This is a genomic window from Candidatus Latescibacterota bacterium, from assembly GCA_020633725.1.
Classification (GTDB): Bacteria; Krumholzibacteriota; Krumholzibacteriia; order JACNKJ01; family JACNKJ01; genus VGXI01.
On record JACKDC010000003.1, the window covers coordinates 357317 to 379202 of the forward strand.

At 73.1% G+C, this 21886-nt stretch carries 14 protein-coding genes; 7 read left to right on the forward strand and 7 right to left on the reverse strand.

Features of this window, described 5'->3' with window-relative positions:
- Positions 1 to 148 precede the first annotated feature (148 nt).
- The 7 genes from H6693_08815 to H6693_08845 all read left to right on the forward strand — a co-directional run bounded on the left by H6693_08815 (position 149) and on the right by H6693_08845 (position 6305).
- Positions 149 to 592, forward strand: coding sequence for an SUF system Fe-S cluster assembly regulator (locus tag H6693_08815; protein ID MCB9516285.1), 444 nt, complete (start codon positions 149 to 151; stop codon positions 590 to 592).
- Positions 592 to 2073, forward strand: coding sequence for a Fe-S cluster assembly protein SufB (sufB, locus tag H6693_08820; GenBank protein MCB9516286.1), 1482 nt, complete (start codon positions 592 to 594; stop codon positions 2071 to 2073). Before H6693_08815 ends, sufB begins: the two co-directional genes overlap by 1 nt.
- A gap of 30 nt (positions 2074 to 2103) precedes the next feature.
- The gene (gene sufC / locus H6693_08825; protein ID MCB9516287.1) at positions 2104 to 2856 is read left to right on the forward strand and encodes a Fe-S cluster assembly ATPase SufC; all 753 of its coding nucleotides are present in this window, start codon (positions 2104 to 2106) and stop codon (positions 2854 to 2856) included.
- Entirely contained in the window at positions 2853 to 4193 is a 1341-nt protein-coding gene (gene sufD / locus H6693_08830; GenBank protein ID MCB9516288.1) for a Fe-S cluster assembly protein SufD, read from the forward strand. The genes sufC and sufD overlap by 4 nt, the downstream gene beginning before the upstream one ends.
- A gap of 83 nt (positions 4194 to 4276) precedes the next feature.
- Positions 4277 to 5494: a cysteine desulfurase gene (locus tag H6693_08835; protein ID MCB9516289.1), complete on the forward strand. Its 1218-nt coding sequence runs from the start codon at positions 4277 to 4279 to the stop codon at positions 5492 to 5494.
- The gene (locus tag H6693_08840; protein ID MCB9516290.1) at positions 5491 to 5970 is read left to right on the forward strand and encodes an SUF system NifU family Fe-S cluster assembly protein; all 480 of its coding nucleotides are present in this window, start codon (positions 5491 to 5493) and stop codon (positions 5968 to 5970) included. Before H6693_08835 ends, H6693_08840 begins: the two co-directional genes overlap by 4 nt.
- Positions 5967 to 6305: an SUF system Fe-S cluster assembly protein gene (locus H6693_08845; protein ID MCB9516291.1), complete on the forward strand. Its 339-nt coding sequence runs from the start codon at positions 5967 to 5969 to the stop codon at positions 6303 to 6305. The genes H6693_08840 and H6693_08845 overlap by 4 nt, the downstream gene beginning before the upstream one ends.
- Here H6693_08845 and H6693_08850 read toward each other — a convergent pair.
- The 7 genes from H6693_08850 to H6693_08880 all read right to left on the reverse strand — a co-directional run bounded on the left by H6693_08850 (position 6302) and on the right by H6693_08880 (position 21886).
- The gene (locus H6693_08850) at positions 6302 to 7372 is read right to left on the reverse strand and encodes a hypothetical protein (GenBank protein ID MCB9516292.1); all 1071 of its coding nucleotides are present in this window, start codon (positions 7370 to 7372) and stop codon (positions 6302 to 6304) included. The genes H6693_08845 and H6693_08850 overlap by 4 nt on opposite strands.
- A 224-nt stretch (positions 7373 to 7596) precedes the next feature.
- Positions 7597 to 7944 (reverse strand): STAS domain-containing protein, encoded by a 348-nt coding sequence (locus H6693_08855; protein ID MCB9516293.1) that lies wholly within the window; start codon positions 7942 to 7944, stop codon positions 7597 to 7599.
- Positions 7937 to 9973, reverse strand: coding sequence for a SpoIIE family protein phosphatase (locus H6693_08860; protein MCB9516294.1), 2037 nt, complete (start codon positions 9971 to 9973; stop codon positions 7937 to 7939). The genes H6693_08855 and H6693_08860 overlap by 8 nt, the downstream gene beginning before the upstream one ends.
- A gap of 26 nt (positions 9974 to 9999) precedes the next feature.
- Positions 10000 to 12012, reverse strand: coding sequence for a hypothetical protein (locus tag H6693_08865; protein MCB9516295.1), 2013 nt, complete (start codon positions 12010 to 12012; stop codon positions 10000 to 10002).
- A complete protein-coding gene (locus H6693_08870) occupies positions 12009 to 20636 on the reverse strand; it encodes a DUF11 domain-containing protein (GenBank protein ID MCB9516296.1) in 8628 nt (2875 codons plus the stop codon). The genes H6693_08865 and H6693_08870 overlap by 4 nt, the downstream gene beginning before the upstream one ends.
- Before the next feature lie 142 nt (positions 20637 to 20778).
- Entirely contained in the window at positions 20779 to 21279 is a 501-nt protein-coding gene (tpx, locus tag H6693_08875; protein ID MCB9516297.1) for a thiol peroxidase, read from the reverse strand.
- Positions 21280 to 21370: 91 nt separating this feature from the next.
- Positions 21371 to 21886 carry a methylated-DNA--[protein]-cysteine S-methyltransferase gene (locus H6693_08880; protein MCB9516298.1) on the reverse strand — a complete coding sequence of 172 codons (516 nt, stop codon included), beginning with the start codon at positions 21884 to 21886 and terminating at the stop codon, positions 21371 to 21373.

Genomic DNA, 21886 nt, shown 5'->3' on the forward strand with positions numbered 1-21886 from the left:
CGGCGATCGCCGGCGGCCTTTTTCGTGTGCTCCGGCATTTCGTACCGATTCCGTGCTCTTTCGCCTTGCGCCCCCGGGGACCGCTTAGTAGGTTCTGCACGCAAACAGTACTGATACGGTCCAGTTTCCGGAAAGCCTGAGAATTTCCATGATTCGGGTCGCCAAGCTCACCGACTACGGCATCGCGCTCATGACTCGCCTGGCCCAGGAAGAGCCGGGCGGGAGCATCACGGCGCGCGATCTGGCCGCCTCCCTGGGCCTGCCCCTGCCCACGGTCAGCAAGCTGCTCAAGCTGCTCGCGCGGCGGCAGCTGCTGGTGTCCCAGCGGGGCGCCCACGGCGGCTACGCGCTGGCGCGGCGACCCGAGGAGATCACCCTGGCCGAGCTGGTGGGCGCCCTGGAAGGGCCGGTGGCCGTCACCGAGTGCGCGGCGGACGACTGCAGCTGCGAGCTCGAAACCACCTGCGACGTCAAGGACAACTGGAGCTGGATCAACCGGCAGGTGATGAGCGCCCTGGAGGGCGTCACGCTGCGGGAAATGACCGGCTCCCTGGCCAGGCCCGCGGGCGGCAAGCACGAAGGAAGCGCCTGATGTCCCAGCTCGAGAATGCGCCCCAGAATTCCCAGCCGAGCGAGAGCGAGCAGATGCTCGAGGAGCTCACGCGGCAGGACTACAAGTGGGGTTTCGTCACCGACATCGAGGCGGACACGGTTCCGCCCGGGCTCAACGAAGACGTCATCCGCCTGATCTCCGCCAAGAAGGGCGAGCCCGAGTGGCTGCTGGACTGGCGGCTCAAGGCCTTCCGCCACTGGCAGACCCTGGACGAGCCGCACTGGGCGAAGGTGGAGTACCCGGCGGTGGACTACCAGGCCATCAGCTACTACTCCGCGCCGAAGGCCAAGAAGCAGCTGGCGAGCCTCGACGAGGTGGATCCGGCGCTGCTCGAGACCTACGACAAGCTGGGCATCCCGCTCGAGGAACAGAAGCTGCTGGCCGGCGTGGCGGTGGACGCGGTCTTCGACAGCGTCTCGGTGGCCACGACCTTCAAGGAGAAGCTGAAGGAGATGGGCGTCGTGTTCCTCTCCTTCTCGGAGGCCGTGCGCGAGCATCCCGAGCTGGTGAAGAAGTACCTGGGCAAGGTCGTGCCCTCCACCGACAACTTCTACGCCGCGCTCAACGCGGCGGTGTTCACGGACGGCAGCTTCGTCTACGTGCCCAAGGGCCTTCACTGCCCCATGGAGCTGTCCACCTACTTCCGCATCAACGCCGCCAACACGGGGCAGTTCGAGCGCACGCTGATCGTGGCCGACGAGGGCGCGTCCGTGAGCTACCTCGAGGGCTGCACGGCCCCCCAGCGCGACGAGAACCAGCTCCACGCCGCGGTGGTGGAGCTCTACGCGCACGCGGACGCCACGATCAAGTACAGCACCGTGCAGAACTGGTACCCGGGCGACAAGGACGGCAAGGGCGGCATCTACAACTTCGTCACCAAGCGCGGCCTCTGCGCCGGCGACCGCGCGAAGATCTCGTGGACGCAGGTGGAGACGGGCTCGTCGATCACCTGGAAGTACCCGAGCTGCGTGCTCAAGGGCGACGACTCCGTCGGCGAGTTCTACTCGGTGGCCCTGACCAACAACCGCCAGCAGGCGGACACGGGCACCAAGATGATCCACCTGGGCAAGCGCACCAGCAGCACGATCATCTCCAAGGGCATCAGCGCCGGCCGCGGCGACCAGACCTACCGCGGCCTGGTGCGCATCGCCCGCGGCGCCGACGGCGCGCGCAACTTCACCCAGTGCGACTCCATGCTGCTGGGCGACCGCTGCGGCGCGCACACCTTCCCCTACATCGAGTCCAGCAACCCGACGGCCCGCATGGAGCACGAGGCCACCACCACCAAGATCGGGGACGACCAGCTCTTCTACTGCAACCAGCGCGGCATCTCCACCGAGGACGCCGTGTCGATGATCGTCAACGGCTTCTGCAAGGAGGTCTTCCGCGAGCTGCCCATGGAGTTCGCCGTGGAGGCGCAGAAGCTGCTCAGCGTGAGCCTCGAGGGCAGCGTCGGCTAGCCCCGGTCCAGACAAGGAGTGACTTCCACCATGCTCGAGATCCGCAACCTGCACGCCGAGGCCGACGGCAAGGCCATCCTGAAGGGCATCGACCTGACGCTGCCCCCCGGCGAGGTGCACGCCATCATGGGCCCCAACGGCTCCGGCAAGAGCACGCTGGCCCAGGTGCTGGCGGGCAACGAGGCGTTCACCGTCACCGAGGGCGAGGTGCTCTACGCGGGCCGGAACCTGCTGGAGATGGAGGCCGACGAGCGCGCGCTCGCGGGCGTCTTCCTGGCCTTCCAGTACCCGGTGGAGATCCCCGGCGTCAGCAACACCTACTTCCTGCGCGCCGCGCTCAACGCCGCGCGCAAGCACCGCGGCGAGCCCGAGCTGGACGCCATGGACTTCCTGACGCTGGCCAAGGAGAAGATGCGCCTCTTCGAGCTGGATCCCGCGCTGATGAACCGCTCGCTGAACGTGGGCTTCTCGGGCGGTGAGAAGAAGCGCAACGAGGGCTTCCAGATGGCCGTGCTGGAGCCGCGCCTGGCCATCATGGACGAGACCGACTCCGGCCTCGACATCGACGCGCTGCAGATCGTGGCCAAGGGCGTGAGCGCCCTGCGCGGCCCCGAGCGCTCCTTCCTCGTGATCACCCACTACCAGCGCCTGCTCCAGTACATCGTGCCCGACCGCGTGCACGTGCTGGCCGGCGGCCGCATCGTCCGCTCGGGCGGCAAGGAGCTGGCCGAGGAGCTGGAGGCCAAGGGCTACGGCTGGCTGGAGAAGGAGACGGCAGCGTGAACACCCGCAGCGACAACGGCAGCGCCGCCACCCTGGTGGCCGACTTCGCGGACTTCGCGGGCCGCCGCACCGAGGACGCCGGCCTGCACGCGGGCCGCGTGGAGGCGGCCGCGCAGTTCGCGCGCCTGGGCCTGCCCGGGCGCGAGCGCGAGGAGTGGAAGTACGCCGACCTGCGCCCGTTCGCCGCGGCCGGCTTCCGCGCACCGCTGGCGGAGCGGTCCGCCGTGGACGCCGCGACCGTCGCCGCGCTGGCGCTGCCGGGCCTCGAGGCCCACCGCTTCGTGCTCGTGGACGGCCACTACGCCCCCGCGCTCTCGTCCCCCGGCAGTCTGCCCGCCGGCGTGACGATCACGCCGCTCGCCGCGGCCACGTCCGCGCAGCTGCAGGCTGCCAGCTTCGGTCAGCTGGCGCGGACCGCCGACAACGCCTTCGCCGCCCTGAACGCCGCCTACTGGCAGGACGGTCTGCTCGTCACCCTGGCGCCGGGAACCGCGCTCGAGGCGCCGATCGAGCTGCTGCTGGTGAGCACCGCCGCCGCCGCCGGGCGCCTGGTGGCGCCTCGCGTCATCGTGAGTAGCGGCTGCGAGAGCAGCGCGACGATCGTGGAGCGGCACGTCGGCCTGCCCGGCGCGGCGATCTTCTGCGACGCCATCACGGAGCTGCGCGTGGCCGACGACGCCCGCGTCACGCACCTCAAGCTGCTGCAGGAGGACGCCGCGGCCTGGCACATCGGCGGCACCCATGTGCTGCAAAGCGGCGCGCGCAGCCTCTACCGCTCGCTGGAGATCGTCCTCGGCGGCGCCTCGGCCCGCCGCGAGCTGCACCTCGACCTGGCCGGCGACCACGCCCGCTGCGAGCTCGAGGCGCTCTACCTGGCGAGCGGCGACCAGCGCCGCGACCTGCGCACGCGCGTGCGCCACTCGGTGCCCGACTGCGAGACCCACGAGCTCTACAAGGGCGTCCTCGACGGTCACGCGCGCGGCATCTTCGACGGCCTCATCTACGTGGCCCAGGACGCCCAGCGCACCAACGCCCGCCAGACCAACCGCAACCTGCTGCTCTCGGCCGACGCCACCGCCTACAGCATGCCGCGGCTCGAGATCTACGCCGACGACGTCCGCTGCACCCACGGCTCCACCAGCGGCCAGATCGCCGACGAGCAGCTCTTCTACCTGCGCTCCCGCGGCTACGACGTCGAGAGCGCCCGCGCGCTGCTCACCTTCGCCTTCGCCAGCGAGCTGCTGGAGCGCGTGGAGGCGGAGCCCCTGCGCAAGGCCCTGACGGGCGCGCTGCTGGAACGTCTCCCCCGCAGGGAACTGGTGGAGGGATCGCTGTGAGCAAGGACGACGAAAACGGCCTCCCCGGCGCGCCGGCCGCCTCCGCGACCAGGTCCCGTCCCGCCGGCGCCCGCGCGGGCGCGCTGCTGGACGGCGGCCTGCGCGCGGACTTCCCCATCTTCAAGCACAGGGTGCGGGGGCACGATCTCGTCTACCTGGACAGCGCGGCCAGCGCCCAGAAGCCCCAGGTGGTGCTGGACACGCTGCACCGCTTCTACGCCGAGGGCTACGCGAACATCCACCGCGGGGTGTATCGGCTGAGCGAGGAGGCGACGCGCATCTACGAGGGCGCCCGCGAGAAGGTGCGGCGCTTCCTGGGCGCGGCCGAGACGCGGGAGATCGTCTTCGTGCGCGGCACGACGGAGGGGATCAACCTCCTCGCGCAGACACTGGGTCGCCAGCGCGTGGGCGCGGGCGACGAGGTGCTGCTGACCCAGCTCGAGCACCACTCGAACATCGTGCCCTGGCAGATGCTCTGCGAATCCGTGGGCGCGACGCTGAAGGTGGCGCCCATCGACGACGCAGGCCGCGTCGACCTGGACGCCTACGCCGCCCTGCTCGGCCCGAAGACCAAGCTCGTGGCCCTCGGGCACGTCTCCAACGCGCTGGGCACGATCAACCCCGTGAAGCGGATGGTCGCGCTGGCCCACGAGCACGGCGCGCCGGTGGTGGTGGACGGTGCCCAGGCGGTGCCGCACCTGCCCGTGGACGTGCAGGACCTGGACTGCGACTTCTATGTCTTCAGCGGCCACAAGCTCTACGGCCCCACGGGGATCGGCATCCTCTACGGCAAGGGCGAGCTGCTGGAATCGCTCCCGCCCTACCAGGGCGGCGGCGACATGATCCGCTCGGTCACCTTCGAGAAGACCACCTTCGCCCCGCCGCCCGGACGCTTCGAGGCGGGCACGCCCGACATCGCCGGCGCGATCGGCCTGGGCGCGGCGATCTACTACCTCGAGAGCATCGGCTTCGACGCGATCCAGGCCCACGAGCAGGAGCTGCTGGCCTACGGCACGCGCCTGCTGGCCGGGATCGACGGCCTCCGCCTCATCGGCACCGCGCCGGAGAAGGTGGGCGTGTTCTCCTTCGTGATCGAGGGCGTGCATCCGCACGACATCGGCACCATCCTGGACGGCGAGGGCATCTGCGTGCGCGCCGGTCACCACTGCGCGCAGCCGGTGATGGAGCGCTACTGCGTGCCGGCGACCACGCGGGCCTCGCTCGGCCTCTACAACACGACGGCGGACCTGGACGCGCTGGCCGCCGGCCTGCGCCGCGTGAAGGAGATCTTCCAGTCATGAGCGACCTGCGCGACCTCTACCAGGAGATCATCCTCGACCACGGGCGCCACCCGCGGAACCGGCGGCGCATCGAGGGCTGCGACGCCCACGCCGACTGCCGCCGCGCCGAGGGCTTCAACCCCCTCTGCGGCGACACGCTGACGCTCTACCTCAAGCTGGACGGCGACCGCGTCGCCGACGCCGCCTTCGAAGGCGCGGGCTGCGCGATCTTCACGGCCTCGTCCTCGTTGCTCACGGACGCGCTGCGCGGCCGCACGGTGGACGAAGCCCGCGCGCTGCTGCACGAGTTCCTGGCCATGGTCACCGACGAGAACGCGGCGCCCGACCCCGAGGCGCTGGGCAAGCTGGCCGTCTTCGCGGGCGTGCGCGAGTTCCCCGTGCGCGTGAAGTGCGCGAGCCTGGCCTGGCGCACGCTCGAGGCCGCCCTCGACGACGCCGGCGCGAAGCCGGTGAGCACCGAAGTGGAGACGCCATGAGCGAGGAAGCGAAGCCCAGCGTCGCCGAGCTGGACGCCCTGAAGGCCCAGGTCATCGAAGCCCTGCGCACGGTCTTCGACCCGGAGATCCCCGTGAACATCTGGGAGCTGGGCCTGGTCTACAGGGTCGAGGTCACGGAGGACCGAGAGGTGGACATCGTGATGACCCTCACCTCGCCCGCCTGCCCCGTGGCCGGCAGCCTGCCCGGCGAGGTGGAGCGCAAGGCCGCCGCCGTGGACGGCATCGCCGCCGCGCGCGTGGAGCTCACCTGGGAGCCGCAGTGGACGACGTCCATGATGTCCGAGAGCGCGCGGCTGGAGCTGGGCTTCTTTTAGCCGAGATTCCGGTGACAGCTCATGCAGGCCGCCCCCTGGCCGTGCACCGTCGACTCCCGGTAGTGACACTTCACGCAGAGCGCCTTCTGGTCGGGGTGCGCGTAGGGATTGGGCAGCGCGTAGGAGCCCGAGACGCGGCCGTCATGGTCCAGGAACTCCACGTTGGGATCCCAGCGCGTGGACGCCGGCCCGCTGCTCGCGTGCGCGCGGTGACAGCCGAGGCAGGTCAGGCGGCTGTCCTTGGCGGCGCCGCCGGTGCCGTCCACGGTCGTCTCGGCCTGCTCCAGCGGCACCTCCGGCAGGTAGGCGCTGTTCACGTCGCCCTCGCCCGGCGCGTCCGGCCCGTCGTAGCTGTTGTAGCTGCGGCGGGGTTCCCCGCTCAGCACCCGGTCCACGGGATGGCCGAAGCCGGCCGTCCCCTCCTCGTGGTAGAAGCCGTGGCAGTTGGCGCACCAGGCGGACCAGCCGGCGCGGTAGGCCGTGTGCGCCGTGGGGCTCTCGGGGCCGCCGGAGAGCGGCAGTCCCTCGCCCGCTGGCGCGTCGAAGAGGAAGGTGTAGCCGGCGGCGTCGGTCTGCCCCGCGCCGCGCAGGAAGCGGAAGGTCGCGCCGCCGTGCGGGTCGTGGCAGCTCGTGCAGCCCAGGGCGCTGGAGGGATAGCTGCCCCCGGGGGCGACGGGATAGTCCGGATCGGGATCGAGGCCGAGGTCCAGCGACACGATGCTGTGCCCCGCGTGCTCGCCGCCGATGGGGTGAACGGCGCCGTCCGCCGCATCGTTCAGGTTGATCGCCGCGAGGAAGGCGAAGTTGCCGCCGCCCAGTTCGGGGGGTGGGTTCCGCGGGTCGGCGCCCATCACGGCGCCGTTGGCGGTGGCGTGGCAGGCCAGGCAGAGATCGGTGGCCGAGGCGTAGCGGAGCAGGCCGGACACGCCGCCCGGCGCCTCGCCCCCCTCGCCGTGGAGCACGTGACAGACCTCGCAGATCCCGACGCCGCCGTCGTGGAAGGCGCGCGCCGGCCCGGCCAGGGCGGTCGACAGCAAGAGCAGGCCGATGACCGGCGGGATGCGCACCCTCGGACTCCCCTCCGCGCGGCCGCGGGGGCATCCCCGGCGGCGCCTCGTGATCGTGGACACGGGCCGCGCGCGAGTATAGCCGATCCCTGAGCCCGAAACCAGACTCCGCCTCTGCCCCGCCAGCGAGCGGACCCTTGGGTCGAGCGCCTCACGCAGTGTGAAGCGAGACCAAGGGTCCGCGAGCGCCCGTGTGAAGCGAGGCAGAACGCCCGCGAGCGACCTTACTTCACGACGCTGAGCGCCGCCTCCTGCGACTCGTAGATCGCCAGGAACTGCTCCAGGTTCAGCAGGCGGATCACCGAGAGCACGGCCTTCGACGCCGGCGCCAGGTAGAAGCCGCCCTCGGCGCCGAACTCCTCGGTGAGCGCGAGCAGCGCGCCGACGCCGCTGGACGCCACGAAGGTCACGCCGCTCAGGTCCAGGGCCAGGTGCTTGTGGCCCGCCTGGCGCAGCGCGGTGCAGGCGTGGCGCAGGTCGCCGGCCGCGGCGCCGTCGAGACGGCCGGTGGCCGCCAGGGCCGCCACGTTCCCCTCGCGCAAGGTCTCCTTCAACGTGAACTCGTCATGCATGGATGCTCTCCTCGGGTGTCGGAACTTCGGCGTCGGCAAAGGACAACACGGTGAGGTTGCCCTCCGCGGTCTTCGGGAAGTACTCGAAGCGGCGCGTGACGCCGCGGATGATGTCCAGCCCGATCCCGCGGCCGCGGCCGCGGACCTCGGGCTGGCTGAAGTCGCTGGCCGGGCGCGCGGCCGGCTCGAAGCTGTGGCCGTCGTCGCGCAGCAGGAAGAAACCCCCCGCGAGCCCCTGGCCCTCGGCCATCGCGCAGGCGCTCGGCGCCACCCACCACAGATCGTAGTGTCGCCGCGTGTCGAGCCCGTAGGCGTGCTCTGCCACGTTGGCGGCGGCCTCGTAGACCGCCGTCTCCACCAGCGCCCGGCTCTCCGCGTCGAGGCCGGCGATCGCATCGCAGTGGTCCAGCCAGTCGCTCAGCACCGACAGCGCGCTCAGATCCGCCGGCAGCTCCAGGTGACGCCCCGCGCGCCGCGCGCGCGCCAGCCACCTCGCGCCCGGGTCCTTCGAGACGGTGGCGCCCTCGAAGGCGATGGCCAGCAGGGTCTCGTCGTCGCTGGGGGCGCCCTCGCCCGACCACTCCTGCACGCCCTCGTGCAGGGCGGCGAGCACCGCCGCACCGCCCGCCTCGCCGCGCCGCTTCAGGCAGCGCTCGATGCGCGTGAGCCCGAACTGCTCGCCCGCGGCGTTGAAGGCCTCGTTCACGCCGTCGGTGTACTGCAGCAGCAGGTCGCCCGGCGCGAGCTCCACCTCGTCCTCCACCAGGGTCGAGGCCAGCGCGCGCGTGGACACCGCCCCGAGGGGAATCGCCTGCGTCACGCGCCACTCGATCTCACCGTTGGCGCGGCGCAGGGCCAGCGGGCTGTGGGCCGCCGAGGCGAAGCGCAGCCGTCCCGTGGCCGGATCCAGCAGTCCGTAGAACATGGTGACGAACTGCCCGGTCTTGAGCGTCGGCGAGAGCTGTTCGTCCAGCGCCAGGAGCAGCTCGCGCGGCGAGTCGTAGCGCGGCGCGTGCGAGCGCCAGAGCGCCGACAGCATGGACATGATCAGGCAGCCCGCCAGCCCCTTGCCCGAGACGTCGGCGATGGCCACGGCCACGCGGCCATCCGGCAGGGTGAGGAAGTCGTAGTAGTCGCCGCCCACCTCGGCCGCCGCGCGGTGCTTGCCCGCCAGCAGGAAGGGGCCGGCGTGGACGTCGCCGTGGGGCAGGAGGCTGGTCTGGATCTCCCGCGCCAGCTCCAGCTCGTGGGACAGGCGCTCCTTCTCCACCATGTCCGCCTGCGCCACGCGCAGGCGCGTGGCCATCTCGTTGACGGTCTCGGCCAGCAGGCTGAACTCCGTGCGCCCGGTGACGGGCAGGCTCGTGTCCAGATCGCCGTCACCGATGCGCTCCAGCCCCTCGCGCAGCGGCTTCACCGGCCGCAGCAGGTGCGACATGACCAGCAGGATCGCCAGCAGCGACACGCCCAGGATCGCGCCGATCACCACCAGCTGCTGCACGCGCGCCGCGGCCAGCAGCTGGGCGACGTAGCTGCGCTCCATGGCCACCACCGCGCGCCCGATGGGCTCGCCGCTGGGATGCAGCACCGGCGCCTGGGCCAGGATCAAGGTCGGCCCCGTGCCGAGGATCTCCCCGTCGCGCAGGCTGAGGCCGGCGCCGGCCTCCACCGCCTCGGGCGGCTGATAGGCCTGGCCGAGCTGCCGCGCGTCCGAGTGGCCCTGGATGACGCCGTCGTGGTCGATCACCTCCACCAGCACCAGGCTCGGCTGCTCGCGCTGCATCTCCTTGATCAGCGGGTGCAGCGTGAGCTCCGGGTAGTCGCTGAGCAGCGCGCCCGAGCTCATCATGGCCAGGTTGCGCGCGGTCAGCAGCAGCCGCGTCTCCAGCTCCGCGCCCAGCTGCTCGCGGCTCTGCCGCTCCGAGAAGACACCCAGGGCGAGCACTCCCGCCGCGGTGAGTCCCGCCGCCAGCATGGTGACGATGGGCCGAAGGCCGACGATACGCCGCCGGCGCGATGGCTTGCTCATGTCACCCCCCCTTCTGCCCTCACGGGCTATCGCTTGAAGATCTCCTGCGTCCGCGCGAGCTGCTCGCGCGCCCGCGCCAGGTAGCCCTGCGCGCGCTCGTCGGTGGGATCCACGGCCAGCGCCTTCTCCCAGAGCGCCGCGGCCTCCTCGAGGCGGCCGGCGGCGAAGGTCTCCATGCCGCGCACCAGGTACTCGCGCTTCAGATGCTCGGCCACCTGCTGGTAGTCCGGGTCCTTGCTCCAGATCAGCTCCCAGTAGCGCAGGGCCTCGTCGCCGCGGCCCGCCTGGGCGGCGGCCATGCCGTGCTGATAGAGGTCCCCCAGCTCGGCCTTTTCCCTGGCGCTGAGCGCCGGACGCGTCGGCGCGGCGGGAGCCGCCTTCGCGGACGCTCGCGCGGCCGCCACGCGCTCCGACTCCGCCTTCCGCTGGGCCAGCGCACGGCGCTGCGTCAGCGCGCGGCCACGCAGGGCGCCGATGCGCGGATCGTCCGCGGCCAGGCCGGCGGCCTCGTCGAGGGCGGCGTCGCACTCGTCCAGCAGACCGCGGTCGAGCAGACGGCCCGCCTGCTCCAGCGTGGCGTCCACGCTGTGGGCGATGGCGACGTCCGTGCGCTCCAGCATGGCGCGCGCCTCGGCGTCGTCGGGCTGCTGGGCGAGGATCGCGCGGAACTCCCCGCGGGCCTCCAGCAGGCGGTCGGCGCCGAAGGCGTCGAGACCGCGGTCGAAGCGCTCGCGCAGGGCCGCGCTGCGCTTCGCGCGACGGTCGCTCTCGGCCTGGCAGCGCGCCAGTCCCTCGAGCATGAGCGGGTGGTCGGGCATGAAGACCAGCGCGCGGCGGTAGGACAGGCCGGCCGCGGTGAAGTCGCCGTCGGCCTCCTGCGCCTCGGCGAGATCGCAGTGCACCCGCGCCGCCAGCGCCGTGGCCCGCGCCTCGCCGGGGGCGAGCGCGAGCAGCGTGGCCAGGGAGGACAGCGCGTCGTCCGCGCGGCCCTCCTCGCGGGCGACCGTGGCGGCGGCGAGGAGGTCCTCCACCTGGGCGCGCTGCCGCTCGGCGAAGGCGCTGTCCAGCTGCGCCTGCAGCGCGTCGTCGCGGGCCTGGGCCGCGGCCTGGCGGTGCTCGTCGACGCCCGCACCGAAGCGGAAGCTCACGCCGACGCGATGCACCGCCTCCAGCGCGTTGTCCTCGAAGACGTAGTCCACGCCCAGGTCGCGCCAGCGCAGCTCGGCCCCCGCGTGCAGGCGGCCGTAGCCGTAGCCGCCGCGCAGGGCGAGCACGCCGTAGCGCAGCTCGAGCCCCGCGTGCAGCTGCGCGCTGCGCTGACCGGCGACCTCGAGGTCGAGGGCGCCGTCCACGTCGAGCCCGGCCAGCGGACGTCCATAGGCCAGACCCAGGCGCAGCACGCCCGGATCGCGGACGCTCTCGCTGTCCAGGCGCAGCGTGGGCTGGATGGCGTTGCGCAGGGCCAGGCCCAGGCGCAGCCGCTCGGCCCGCTGCCAGCCCAGCGCGGCCGCGGGCGCGACGAGCGCGCCGAGATCCAGGCCCAGCGCGCCGCCGGAGTAGCCGGCCAGCGACTGGCGTCGCAGCTTGAGGTTCGCGCCCAGGCTCCAGGCGTCCCCGAAGGCGCGCGAGTAGGCGAGGCTGAGCTGCTGCTCGAGATCGGTGAGATCCTCGTCGAGGAGCAGGTTGCGGTCGTCGCGGCCTTCGATCCCGCCCACGCCGTAGTGGCGCAGGCCCACGGCCACCACGCCCCAGCGGTAGTCGGGCCAGGCCACGGCCGCGAACTCCTCGTTGAAGCCGAGGCCGTAGAGGCTCGTGTGGCCCAGGCTCAGCTCCCGGCGCTGCAGCCGGCCCAGCGCACCGGGGTTCCAGAAGAGCAGCGTGGCGCCCTCCTCCGTGGCGCAGGCCGCGCCGCCCATGCCCAGCGCGCGGGCGCCGGCCCCGTAGGCGAAGATCGACTGGCTGCCCGCGTCCTCCGCGGCGCGCGCGGAGCACGCCGCCGAGAGCGCCGTCAGCAGCACCCATGCGCGGAGCGCCCTCATCGCAGCACCGCCACCTTGCGGAGGATGCGCTCGCTCCCCCCGTCGTCGTAGTCCACGCGCAGCTCGGCCAGGTAGACGCCGCTCTGCACCGCGTTGCCGGCCCCGTTCAGGCCGTCCCAGCGCTCGTCCTGGTGCAGGCCCGCGGCGCGCGCGGTGTCGTCGATCACCGTGAAGACGGCCTCGCCCCGCCCCGTCCACAGCCGCAGCGTCACGTGCGCGGGGCGGTCGAGGTAGTAGGTGAAGCGGGTGGACGTGCGGCCGGCCGCGAAGGGGTTGGGGAAGTTGCTGTAGCTGTCGGCCAGGCTGCGCGGGCTCAGGTTGCCGGTCGCCGTCCAGAGCGGGAAGCTCTGCCCCGACGCCGCGCGCGTGGCGATGGCCAGCAGCGGGTTGGCGGGCTGGACCACGTGGACGTCCCCGTCGCGCAGGCCCAGGCGCAGGCTGGGGCCGGCGAAGTCCTCCTGCAGCTCCACGCGCAGCTCCAGGACGCGCGCCTGCTGCGGCTCCACCGGCAGCGGCGTGGCCGCGCCGACCCAGGCCCCGAGCGAATCGGCCGTGAGGACGGCGCTCTCGGCCCAGAGCGTGTCGTCCAGGTAGAGGCGCGCGCGGCGCAGCGCGGCGCCCACGGGCAGTGCGACGCCTCGGCCGTCCTCGGCGCAGAGGACCAGGCCGGCCAGGGGCACGGCGCCGTCGCCGGCCGCCGCGGGATTGGACAGGGTGAAGCTGGCGCAGGCCAGCTCGAGGCCGTCGGCCGCGAGCACGGCGGGCATCCGGCTCTCGATGCCCACGCTCAGCTCGCGCGGCGGCGCCTCCAGCCAGATCAGCCCGGAGACCAGCGGGAAGCTCTGCCCGATCTCGGGGCCCAGCGCGACGGGGGCGGACGTGTTCTCGTCCACGGCCTGCCAGCCGGGGCCGTCGATGGCCAGCTCGAGGAAGCCGCCCGCGGCCGCGGGGTCCAGATCGATGGCGATGTCGAGCGTGGCCGAGTCGCCGGGCGCGAGCACCGCGTCGCCCAGGGGCAGCCAGACCGAACCGCCGCTCGCGGGCAGCTCGGGCAGCGGCAGCGGCTGGCCGTTCCACTGCGCGCGCAGGGCGGAGAGGAGGTCGCCCGGGGGCAGGGAGTCGCGGGACGCGTCCCAGAAGCGGATGGCGCAGCCGTGGCTGCGCAGCGCGGCGCTCTCGGGGCCGCCGGGATGGCGCAGCCGCAGGCCGAGCACCGGCACGGCCGTGGCGCCGAGGCTCACGCTGTCGGGCGCCGCCGCGACCCGGCGCGCCAGCAGCATGCCGGCGGCCGCCTCCACGCGCACGCGATGGCCGAGGAGCGTGGGCGCCGCGTAGGCCGGCGTGACCGGGCCGCCGCTGATCGCGTCGTGCACGACCATGCTGGACGGCGGCTCGAGACGCGCGCGCAGGATCCCCAGCGGCGCGTCGGGCGCGATGTCGCCCAGCAGCAGCAGGGTCTGCGGCGTGCCGCTGGCCACGGCGAGGAGCGGCGAGCAGACCAGGGCGAGCGGGGCCGTGTCACCCGCGTCGAGGCCGCGCTCCGCGTGCGTGACGCCCAGGCCGTCCACCACGCGCAGACGCGTCAGCACGGCGCCGGGCGCGATCGCGTTCACGCCGCTGCTGTCCGCGAAGCCGAGGCCAAAGGCGAGGAGGCGGGCGTCGGCGGTGATGTCGGGGATGCCGTCGTTGTCGAGGGTCAGCACGCCCAGGAGCACGGCCGGCTGGCCCTGCCCCGCGGGGCGCAGGCTGTCCGGCGCCGCGCTCACCAGCAGGGTCTCGGCCGGAGCGCTCACCTGCGCGGGGCCGGCGCTGACCGGATAGCTGCCGGATTCGAGCGCCACCGACACCGGCGCGCCGCTGGTGGCGTCCACCGCGTCGAAGACGCTCGCGCCCGTGATCTTGACGCTGAAGCCCGGCACCACGGTGCCCGGGGCGACGTCGACCTCGAGGTCCAGCGTCACCGGCGCGCCCGGCGCGACGCTCACCACCGGATCCAAGGGCAGCGACAGCGTGGAGCCGGCGGTCTCGATCTCGGCGGCCGTCTTGACCAGGTAGACGTCGCCGCCCTCCTTCACCCGCACGCCGTCGAAGAGCTCCGCCGGCACGATGCCGCCGCCACCGGTGGCCTCCAGCTCGAGGGAGAAGCCGCGCAGGTTCACCGCCGACGCCTCCGCGCCGCCGCCGTTGCTGAAGGTGAGGTGCAGCGGCACCACGCCATCCTGCCCGCGGTTGACGAAGAACGGCAGGCTCGGCACCGGATGCAGGCTCAGGCTGTCCGTGGCGACGAAGACCGTGTGCGCGTTGGAGTGGCTGGTGAGCGACAGATGGGTGAGGCCGCTCTCGTCGCCGGTGCCCGACGCGCTGCCCGCGAGCAGCACGCCCCCGGGGGCGGCGGCGCGATAGGTCCACTGCACGCTGCTGTCGGCGCCGGCCTCCAGATCGAGACTCGGCGGCGTGGGGCCGGCGATCAGCGTGAGCTGCCCGTCGCCGCTGGCGGCGAGCGGCGAGGGCGCGATCCCGGACATGCGTTCGCCGCCCTGGTTGCGCAGCACCATGACCACGTTCACGTCCTGGCCCACGATGCTCGCGACCGGACTGATGCTGAGGCTGCTGAGCAGAGTGGCGGGGCTGAGCAGCTGCGACTCGGCGTTGACCAGCGGCGCGTCCCGCGGGCCGTCGTTGTCGGAGGCCATGATCAGGCCGTCCTGGGGCACGCCCAGCTGCACGGTGGACGAGTCCGCCAGCGACGACGCCACCGTGAAGCTCACGTAGAGCCGCAGGCCGCCCTCCGGCACCGGGATCGACGACAGGGCGCTCTGCCAGCTGTCCCCCAGCCAGGCCAGCGCGCCGAGCTCGACGTCGTCGCCACCGGCGTCGCCGGCGTCCCAGGCATCGTTGCCGCCGTCGCTCCAGAGCGTGAGGGTCGGGAGCGCGTCGCCGTCGGCGTCGCCGCCGAGGTTGGCCACGGTGACGTGCTGCAGCGCGTCCGGCAGGTAGCCGTTGGCCGGCAGCGTGAAGGCCAGGCCGAGCACGGGCCCCTCACCCGGGCCCACCGTGGCCACGGGCGCGCCGAGGTTGCCGAGCTGGGCGGCCACCATGCCGTCCACGCGCAGCGCGCCGCCCGAGCCCAGGGGGAAGATGGCCGCGGGCGCGGTGCCGTCGGCGAAGGCGAGCGCCTCCACGCCGGCGACCTCCACGGCCTGCAGGTCGCCGTCGGCGGCGTCCAGCAGGGAGACGTCCGCCGTCACCAGCAGCTGCACCTGGCTCTCGGCCGGCACGGTGAAGCCGAAGCCCGTGAAGTCCACGACGCCGTCCGCGCCCATCGCCGCGCCGTCGAGGGGTTGCGCGCCGGCGTCCGGCAGGCCGTCGCCGTTTGCGTCCGCCCAGAGCCGCAGGTAGTCGAGCCCCTGGGCGAGCTGGGCGGGCGTGCCGGCGCCGCTGGCGCTGGACTCGAGCTCCAGGCTCTCCAGCAGCTTCGGCTCGCCGAAGCTGTTGCCCAGCAGCAGGCGCAGGACGGGCGCGTTCCGGGCGCCCGGCGCCGCGCTGCGCTCGGGCAGCTCGATGCTGGACACGGTCAGGCGGTTGTCCGCCGTGATCACCTGCGTCAGCGGCGCGGGCACGGCGCGGTCCACGGGGCCGTCGTTGCTGCTGCTCATGCCGAGGGCCGTGTCGGTGGGGTCGGCCGGCAGGCCCAGCGCCACCGTCGCGCCCTCGGTGGCGAGCAGATTCAGATCGGCGCTGACGAAGAGCTGCAGCCCGCCCACCGGCACCGGCTCGCTGAGGCCGTAGAGCTCCCAGCGCGCCTGCGTGCTCACCAGCTCGCCGAGGGGCTGGTCGGTCTCGGTGTCGAAGTCGCCGTCGCCGTCGTCGCGCCAGAGGCGCAGCGCGGTGATGTCCCCGCCCGGCTGCGCGCTGCCGCCGTTCACGACGTTCACCTTCTGCAGCACGTCGGGCAGGTAGCCGTTGGCCGGCACGCGCAGGCGCATCACCAGCGCGTCGGTGGCGCCGGTCATGAGCGCGGCCGAGTCGGGCGCGACGGGCGCGTCGAGCCGGATCTGCGCGGCGGACATGCCGTCCACCAGGAAGCTGCCCGCGGGATCCAGCGGCCAGGTCGCGAGCAGCGAACAGGGCGCGGCGAAGCCGAGGTCCGCGGCCGTCTCGAGGCGCAGGTCGAGGCGGTCGCCGTCGCGCGCGGTGAGCGAGGCGCCGGCGCGGACGTCCACGCGCAGCGAGTCGCCGGGATCAAGGGCGAGCCCCAGCGCGTCGAACTGCGCGACGCCGCCGACGAAGACCACGTCCGCGCGCTCGATCACCTCGCTGATCTCGGCGGGACTGCGCAGCGTCTCCAGCCCGAGCGGGGTCCAGATGGAGTCCAGCTGGCCGGCGCTGCCGAGCCCGGTGGCGCGGTTGTGGAGCGTGAGTCCGTCGAGGGTCTGCAGCTCCTGGCTCTCGTTCACGATGCGCAGGGCCAGCACGCTCGGGCGCGTGGCTCCCGGGAACAGCGTCTGCACGCTCTGTTCGAGGACGGTCACCCGCAGGCGGGGCAGGTAGTCGCCGGCCACGACCAGTTCCACGCCGGCGCTGTTGTTGGCCGGCGCGGGATCGTCGGTGTGGGCCTGGGCCAGGCCGCTCAGCGCCAGCAGCTGTCCCGCGGCCTCGGGCTCGACGCGCAGGTCGAGATTGAGCACGGCGGCGCTGCCCGCGCCGAGATCGCCCAGGCTCCAGATCCCGGAGTCCACGGCGAAGGCGCCCTGGCCCGTGCTCTGGGCCTCCACCGTGAGCCCGGCGGGCAGCGTGACCAGCACCGACGCGTCCTCGGCCGTCTGGGGACCCGAGTTCGCGAGGGTGAGCGACACGTAGCTCAGCGCCCCCACCTCGAGGTCCGTGGGCGCGGCGGACATGGCCAGCGCGAGATTGGCGGAGCGGACGGCGATCGCCGCGCTGTCCGCGTCGGCCGCGCCCCCGGGGTCGGGCTGGTCGCTGGCCGCCACCCAGGCGCGATTGATCAGCGTCTGGCCCGCGTGCCCGGCGCCCAGCACGGTCGCCAGCTCGAGCACGAGGCTGTCGCCGGCGGCGAGGTCGCCCAGCGTCCACACCCCGGTCGCCGGGTCGTAGTCGCCCTGCTGGGGCGAGGCGTTCGTCACGCTGAGGCCGGGGGGCAGCGAGTCGCGCACGCTGACGCCGGTGGCGTCGTTGGGACCGAGATTCTCCAGCACCACGCTGAAGACGAAGGGGTCGCCCGGATCGCCGGCGGGCAGGTCCACGGACTTGCGCAGCGCGAGGTCGGCGCCGGCCACCGCGAGGAGCACGCGCGCGCTGTCGTTGGCGGTCACCGGGTCGGGCGGCGAGGCGGCGTCCACCCAGGCGTCCACCGCGAGCTCGCCGCTGGCGCCCGGGTCCACCGTGGCGTCCAGCAGCAGCGCGCGGGCGTCGCCGGCGGCGAGGTCGCCCAGGGTCCAGAGGCCGGTGCCGCTGTCGTAGGCGCCCTGCTCGGGCGTGTCCGCCTGGTAGACGAGTTCCGCCGGCAGCGGAAGCAGCAGCTGCGCGCCCGTGGCGTCGTTGGGGCCGTTGTTGGTGACCCGCAGCGTGAACTGCAGGGCGCCCCCGGGGTCGGGGGCGGGGTCGTCCACGGCGAGCTCGAGCGCGAGATCCGCGGCCACGGCGCTCACGGTGACGCTGCAGCTGTCGTTGACGGCCACGGGGTCGCCCTGGTCGGCGGCCACGCGCCAGGCGCGGTGCGTGAGCGGCGCGCCGCCAGCGCCCGCGGGCACGGTTGCGCTGATGTCCAGCGTCGCGCTGTCGCCCGCGGCCACGGCGCCCACCAGCCAGCGGCCCCCTACCACGACGAAGCTCCCCTGGCTGGGCGTCGCGCCGCTGAGCGTGAGCCCCGTGTCCAGCGAGTCGCCCACGACGATCCCGCTGCCGTCGCTCGGCCCCAGGTTGCGCAGCACGAGCCGGTAGTTGACGGTCCCGCCCGGCAGCGGGTGCAGCGTGTCCGCGCGCATCGTGAGCGCCAGGTCGGACGACGTGACCTGCAGCGTGACCGTCGCGACGTCGTTCGCGGCCACCGGATCCGCCTGGGCCAGGTTGGCCACGCTCAGGCTGTCCACCAGGGTCGCGCCCGCGGCGTCCGCGGCCACGTCGGCCTCGATCCGCAGCGTGACGCTCTCGCCCACGGGCAGGCCGCCCAGGGTCCAGAGCCCGGTGGCGGACGAGTAGCTGCCGCGGTCCGGCGTGGCGGACACGAAGTCGAGGCCGGCCGGCAGCGCCGCGCGCAGCAGCAGCGCGGCGGCGTCCTGGGGACCGGCGTTCTCCACCGTCGCGGTGAGCTGGACGCGCTGCCCCGCGTCGGGCGCGGGGTCGTCGACGTTCAGGCTCACCCCGAGGTCGGCGCTGCCGGTGGTGGTGACGATGAGCTTGGGGCGCCGGGGGGCGTTGCTCTCCTCCCTGGAGTAGTAGCGGGACTCGTCGTCGTAGGAGGTCGCCTCGAGCAGGAACCCGTGGTTGGGCTGCACGCCGTCCACCCAGTCGCGGACCAGGGAGGTGACGTCCACCTGATAGGCGTGCGGCAGCGCCGGCAGCAGGGTGGCGACCACCGCTGGGTCGAAGGCGCTGCCATGGCTGTTCCAGGTGGCCGTGGCCTCGTCCCAGGGGGAAGTCACCCGATGGATCAGCACCGGATCGCCGGAGGCGTCGGCGCTGCGGACCGTGAGCTGCAGCTGCGCGGACTGCACCTGGCTGCCGGCGGGGAAGGACGACAGGTCGAAGCCGAACAGGGAGAAGCGGTCGTCGCCAGTCTTGTGCTTGACCTTGGTGTCGCCTTCGTCACCGTGGGTGTCGGTGGGGTGACCCTCCTCGAGCCAGGTGTCGCCCATCGCTTCCAGCGTCGTGATCTGCAGCGCGGTGACGGTGACCGTCGCGCTCGCGACGTCGTCCTCGGGCGTAGGGTCGCCCGGCGTGGAGGTCAGCAGCGCCGCGTCCACGGGAATGAGCTCGCCCTCGGTGCCGGGCTGCGCGGCGACGAGCACGCGCAGCGTCACAGCCTCCCCCGCGGCGATGGGGCCCGGCGACCACAGGCCGCTGACCGGATTGTAGGCGCCCGGTCCGCTGACACTCAGCAGGTTGAGACCCGCCGAGACGTGCAGGGAGATCTGGACCCCCGTGGCCCCGTTGGGGCCGAGGTTCTGCGCCACGAGCTCCAGGGCGGTGCTGTCGCCCTCGGCGATGACCGGCGGCGAGGCCGCCATGCCCAGCACCAGGTCGGCGCCGGGGATGTCGAGCTGCAGGGTGGCGCTGTCATCGGCGGGGTGCAGATCCAGCAACTCGTTCGCGACGATGGCGCCGTCCACGGTGATCGCACTGCCCGCCGTGCCCTCCGCGACGAGGCAGACGAGCTTGAGCGTCACCGACTGCCCCGCGGGTAGCGCGCCCAGGGTCCAGTCACCGGTGACGGGATCGTAGTCGCCCTGCCCCGCCGAGGCCTGCTGCAGCAGCAGCTCGGCCGGCAGCGCGCAGTTCAGCGCCACGCCGCGCGCGGTGCGCGGGCCGTCGTTGCGCACGCGCAGGCTGAGCGTGACCTCCTGCCCCTGCCCGGGCGTGGCCGTGTCGGCGCTCAAGTCGAGCGCCAGCTCGGCGTGATCCGCGCCGCGCAGCGCCAGCCAGTAGAAGGCCTGCGCGTTCTGGTTGACGTTCGCGCTCGTCCCCAGCGTCACGCCGTCCGCGGTGAGCGCCTGGATGCCGTTGGGGAAGGAGGCGAGCGGCGAGAACTGCAGGGTCAGGTCGCCCTGCAGCGCGCTGGGCCGGTGCGCGCCCGCGGTCACGCCGCCGGACTTCACCCAGACGTAGTCGGGCTGGAAGCCGCCGAGCGGCACGTTGCGATTGTCCAGACCGTCGCCCCAGTAGCGGCCCGAGGCCACCCGCCCCGGCTCGGCCTTGAAGGCGACGTAGTGATAGCTGCCGAAGAGCGCGTTCACCTCGGTCGACGTGCCGACCTTGAAGCCGTCCGCGACCAGCGCCGTGATGCAGCTCGTGCTGGACCCCACGTCCGCGAAGGGCAGGCTCGAGCCGTCGTTCATGGACTGGCCGCGATGCCACACGCGCGTGGAGCCCTCGCCCATCACCAGCACCAGCTCGGGCGCGAATCCCACACCGGTGATGGTCTGCGCCGCCAGACCGAGGCCGGTGTAGCTGCCGAGGGCGATCTCGTCGCCCGCGCTCACCGCGATCCAGGTGAAGGTGACGCCCGCGGCGTTGACCTCGGCGCTCCCGCCGACGCTGAAGCCGTCGGCATCGAAGCCGAGGATGCGGTCGGTCAGCAGCGAGGACGCGCCGGCCAGCCGCTTGGAGCGGCCGTCGGGCAGCGTCGCGCTGCGGCAGACCGCGGCGGACATCTCCCCGCTCTTCACGATCACGAACACCGGCTCGAAGCCCAGACCGCCGATGGTCTGTCCGCCGCTGCCGTCGCCGACGTAGCTGCCGCTGGCCACGAATGCGGGATCGGCCTCGGCGGCCCGCGCGCCCAGGCCAAGGCCCGGCACGAGCGCCAACAGCACGCTCAGGACGCGGACGACGATGTCGCGGCGACGGATCACGGCGATTCCCCAGGCCTCCCCGTCGGGGTTCATGAGGGCACGGACAGACCGGGACCCGGCGGGGGTCCCGGCCCTTCGCCGTGACATCGGCCGCTATCGCCTTGATCTTGACGTGTTTGTACGGGATTCGCGGGCCCTCGCCCGGCCGTCGCGCCGGGCGAGGGGAAAGCGCAATCTAGACGAGGACGCCCAGCGCCGCCGCGTAATCGGGCTCGTTGGCCGTCTCGGCCACGAGCTGGCTGTGGATGACCTTGCCGTCCGTGTCCACCACCACCACGGAGCGCGCGAGCAGGCCCTCGAACTTGCCGTCGAGGATGCGCACGCCGTAGCTGTCACCGAACTTGCGCGTGCGGAAGTCCGAGACCGGCACCACGTTCTCGAGGCCTTCGGCCGCGCAGAACTGCTGGTGGGCGAAGGGCAAGTCCATGGACACGCAGACCACGACCGTGTTCGTCAGCGTGCTGGCCTCGGCGTTGAAGCGCCGGACGCTGGTGGCGCAAACGCCCGTGCCGATGCTGGGGAAGATGTTGAGCACCACGCGCTTGCCCTTGAGTTCGGAGAGCGTCAGCGGGCTCAGGTCGGTCTTGGTGAGCGTGAAGTCCGGGGCGGCGCTGCCCACCGCGGGCAGGTCGCCCACCGTGTTGCAGGGATTGCCGCCGAGGGTGAAGCGAGCCATCGTGGCCTCCTCGTTTGGGTCCAGGCCCTCAGCCATAGCACAGCCACCCGGCGAAGACCAGCCCCGCCGGGTGACCGCATGCTTCGGGCGCCTACGGCTCGGCGGGCAGCACCCGGTCGCCGACGAACGCGCGCCCCTCCAGTTCCAGCAGGGCCATCTTCGCCGGCAGTCCGCCGCCGAAGCCCGTGAGCCGCCCGTTCGCCCCGATCACACGATGACAGGGGACGATCACCGGCAGCGGGTTCGCCCCGTTGGCCGCCCCCACGGCGCGCACCGCCTGCGGACGCCCGACGCGCCGCGCCAGTTCGCCGTAGCTGAGGGTCGCGCCATAGGGGATCTCCCGCAGGCCCAGCCACACGCTGCGCTGGAAGTCCGTGCCCGTCGGCGCCAGGGGAAGGTCGAAGCGCTGACGACGCCCCGCGAAGTACTCCCCCAGCTGCTCGGCCGCGCGCGCGAGCACGGCGGCGGCGGCGGGGCTGTCGTCGCCGGCGGGAAACGGGCCCTCGTGGCCCGGGAAGAAGACGTGGGTCAGCCCTTCGGCGCGGGCGATCAGCGTGAGCGGCCCGATGGGGCTCTTCAGCGTGAGGGTGCCGTGGGTGCATTTCAT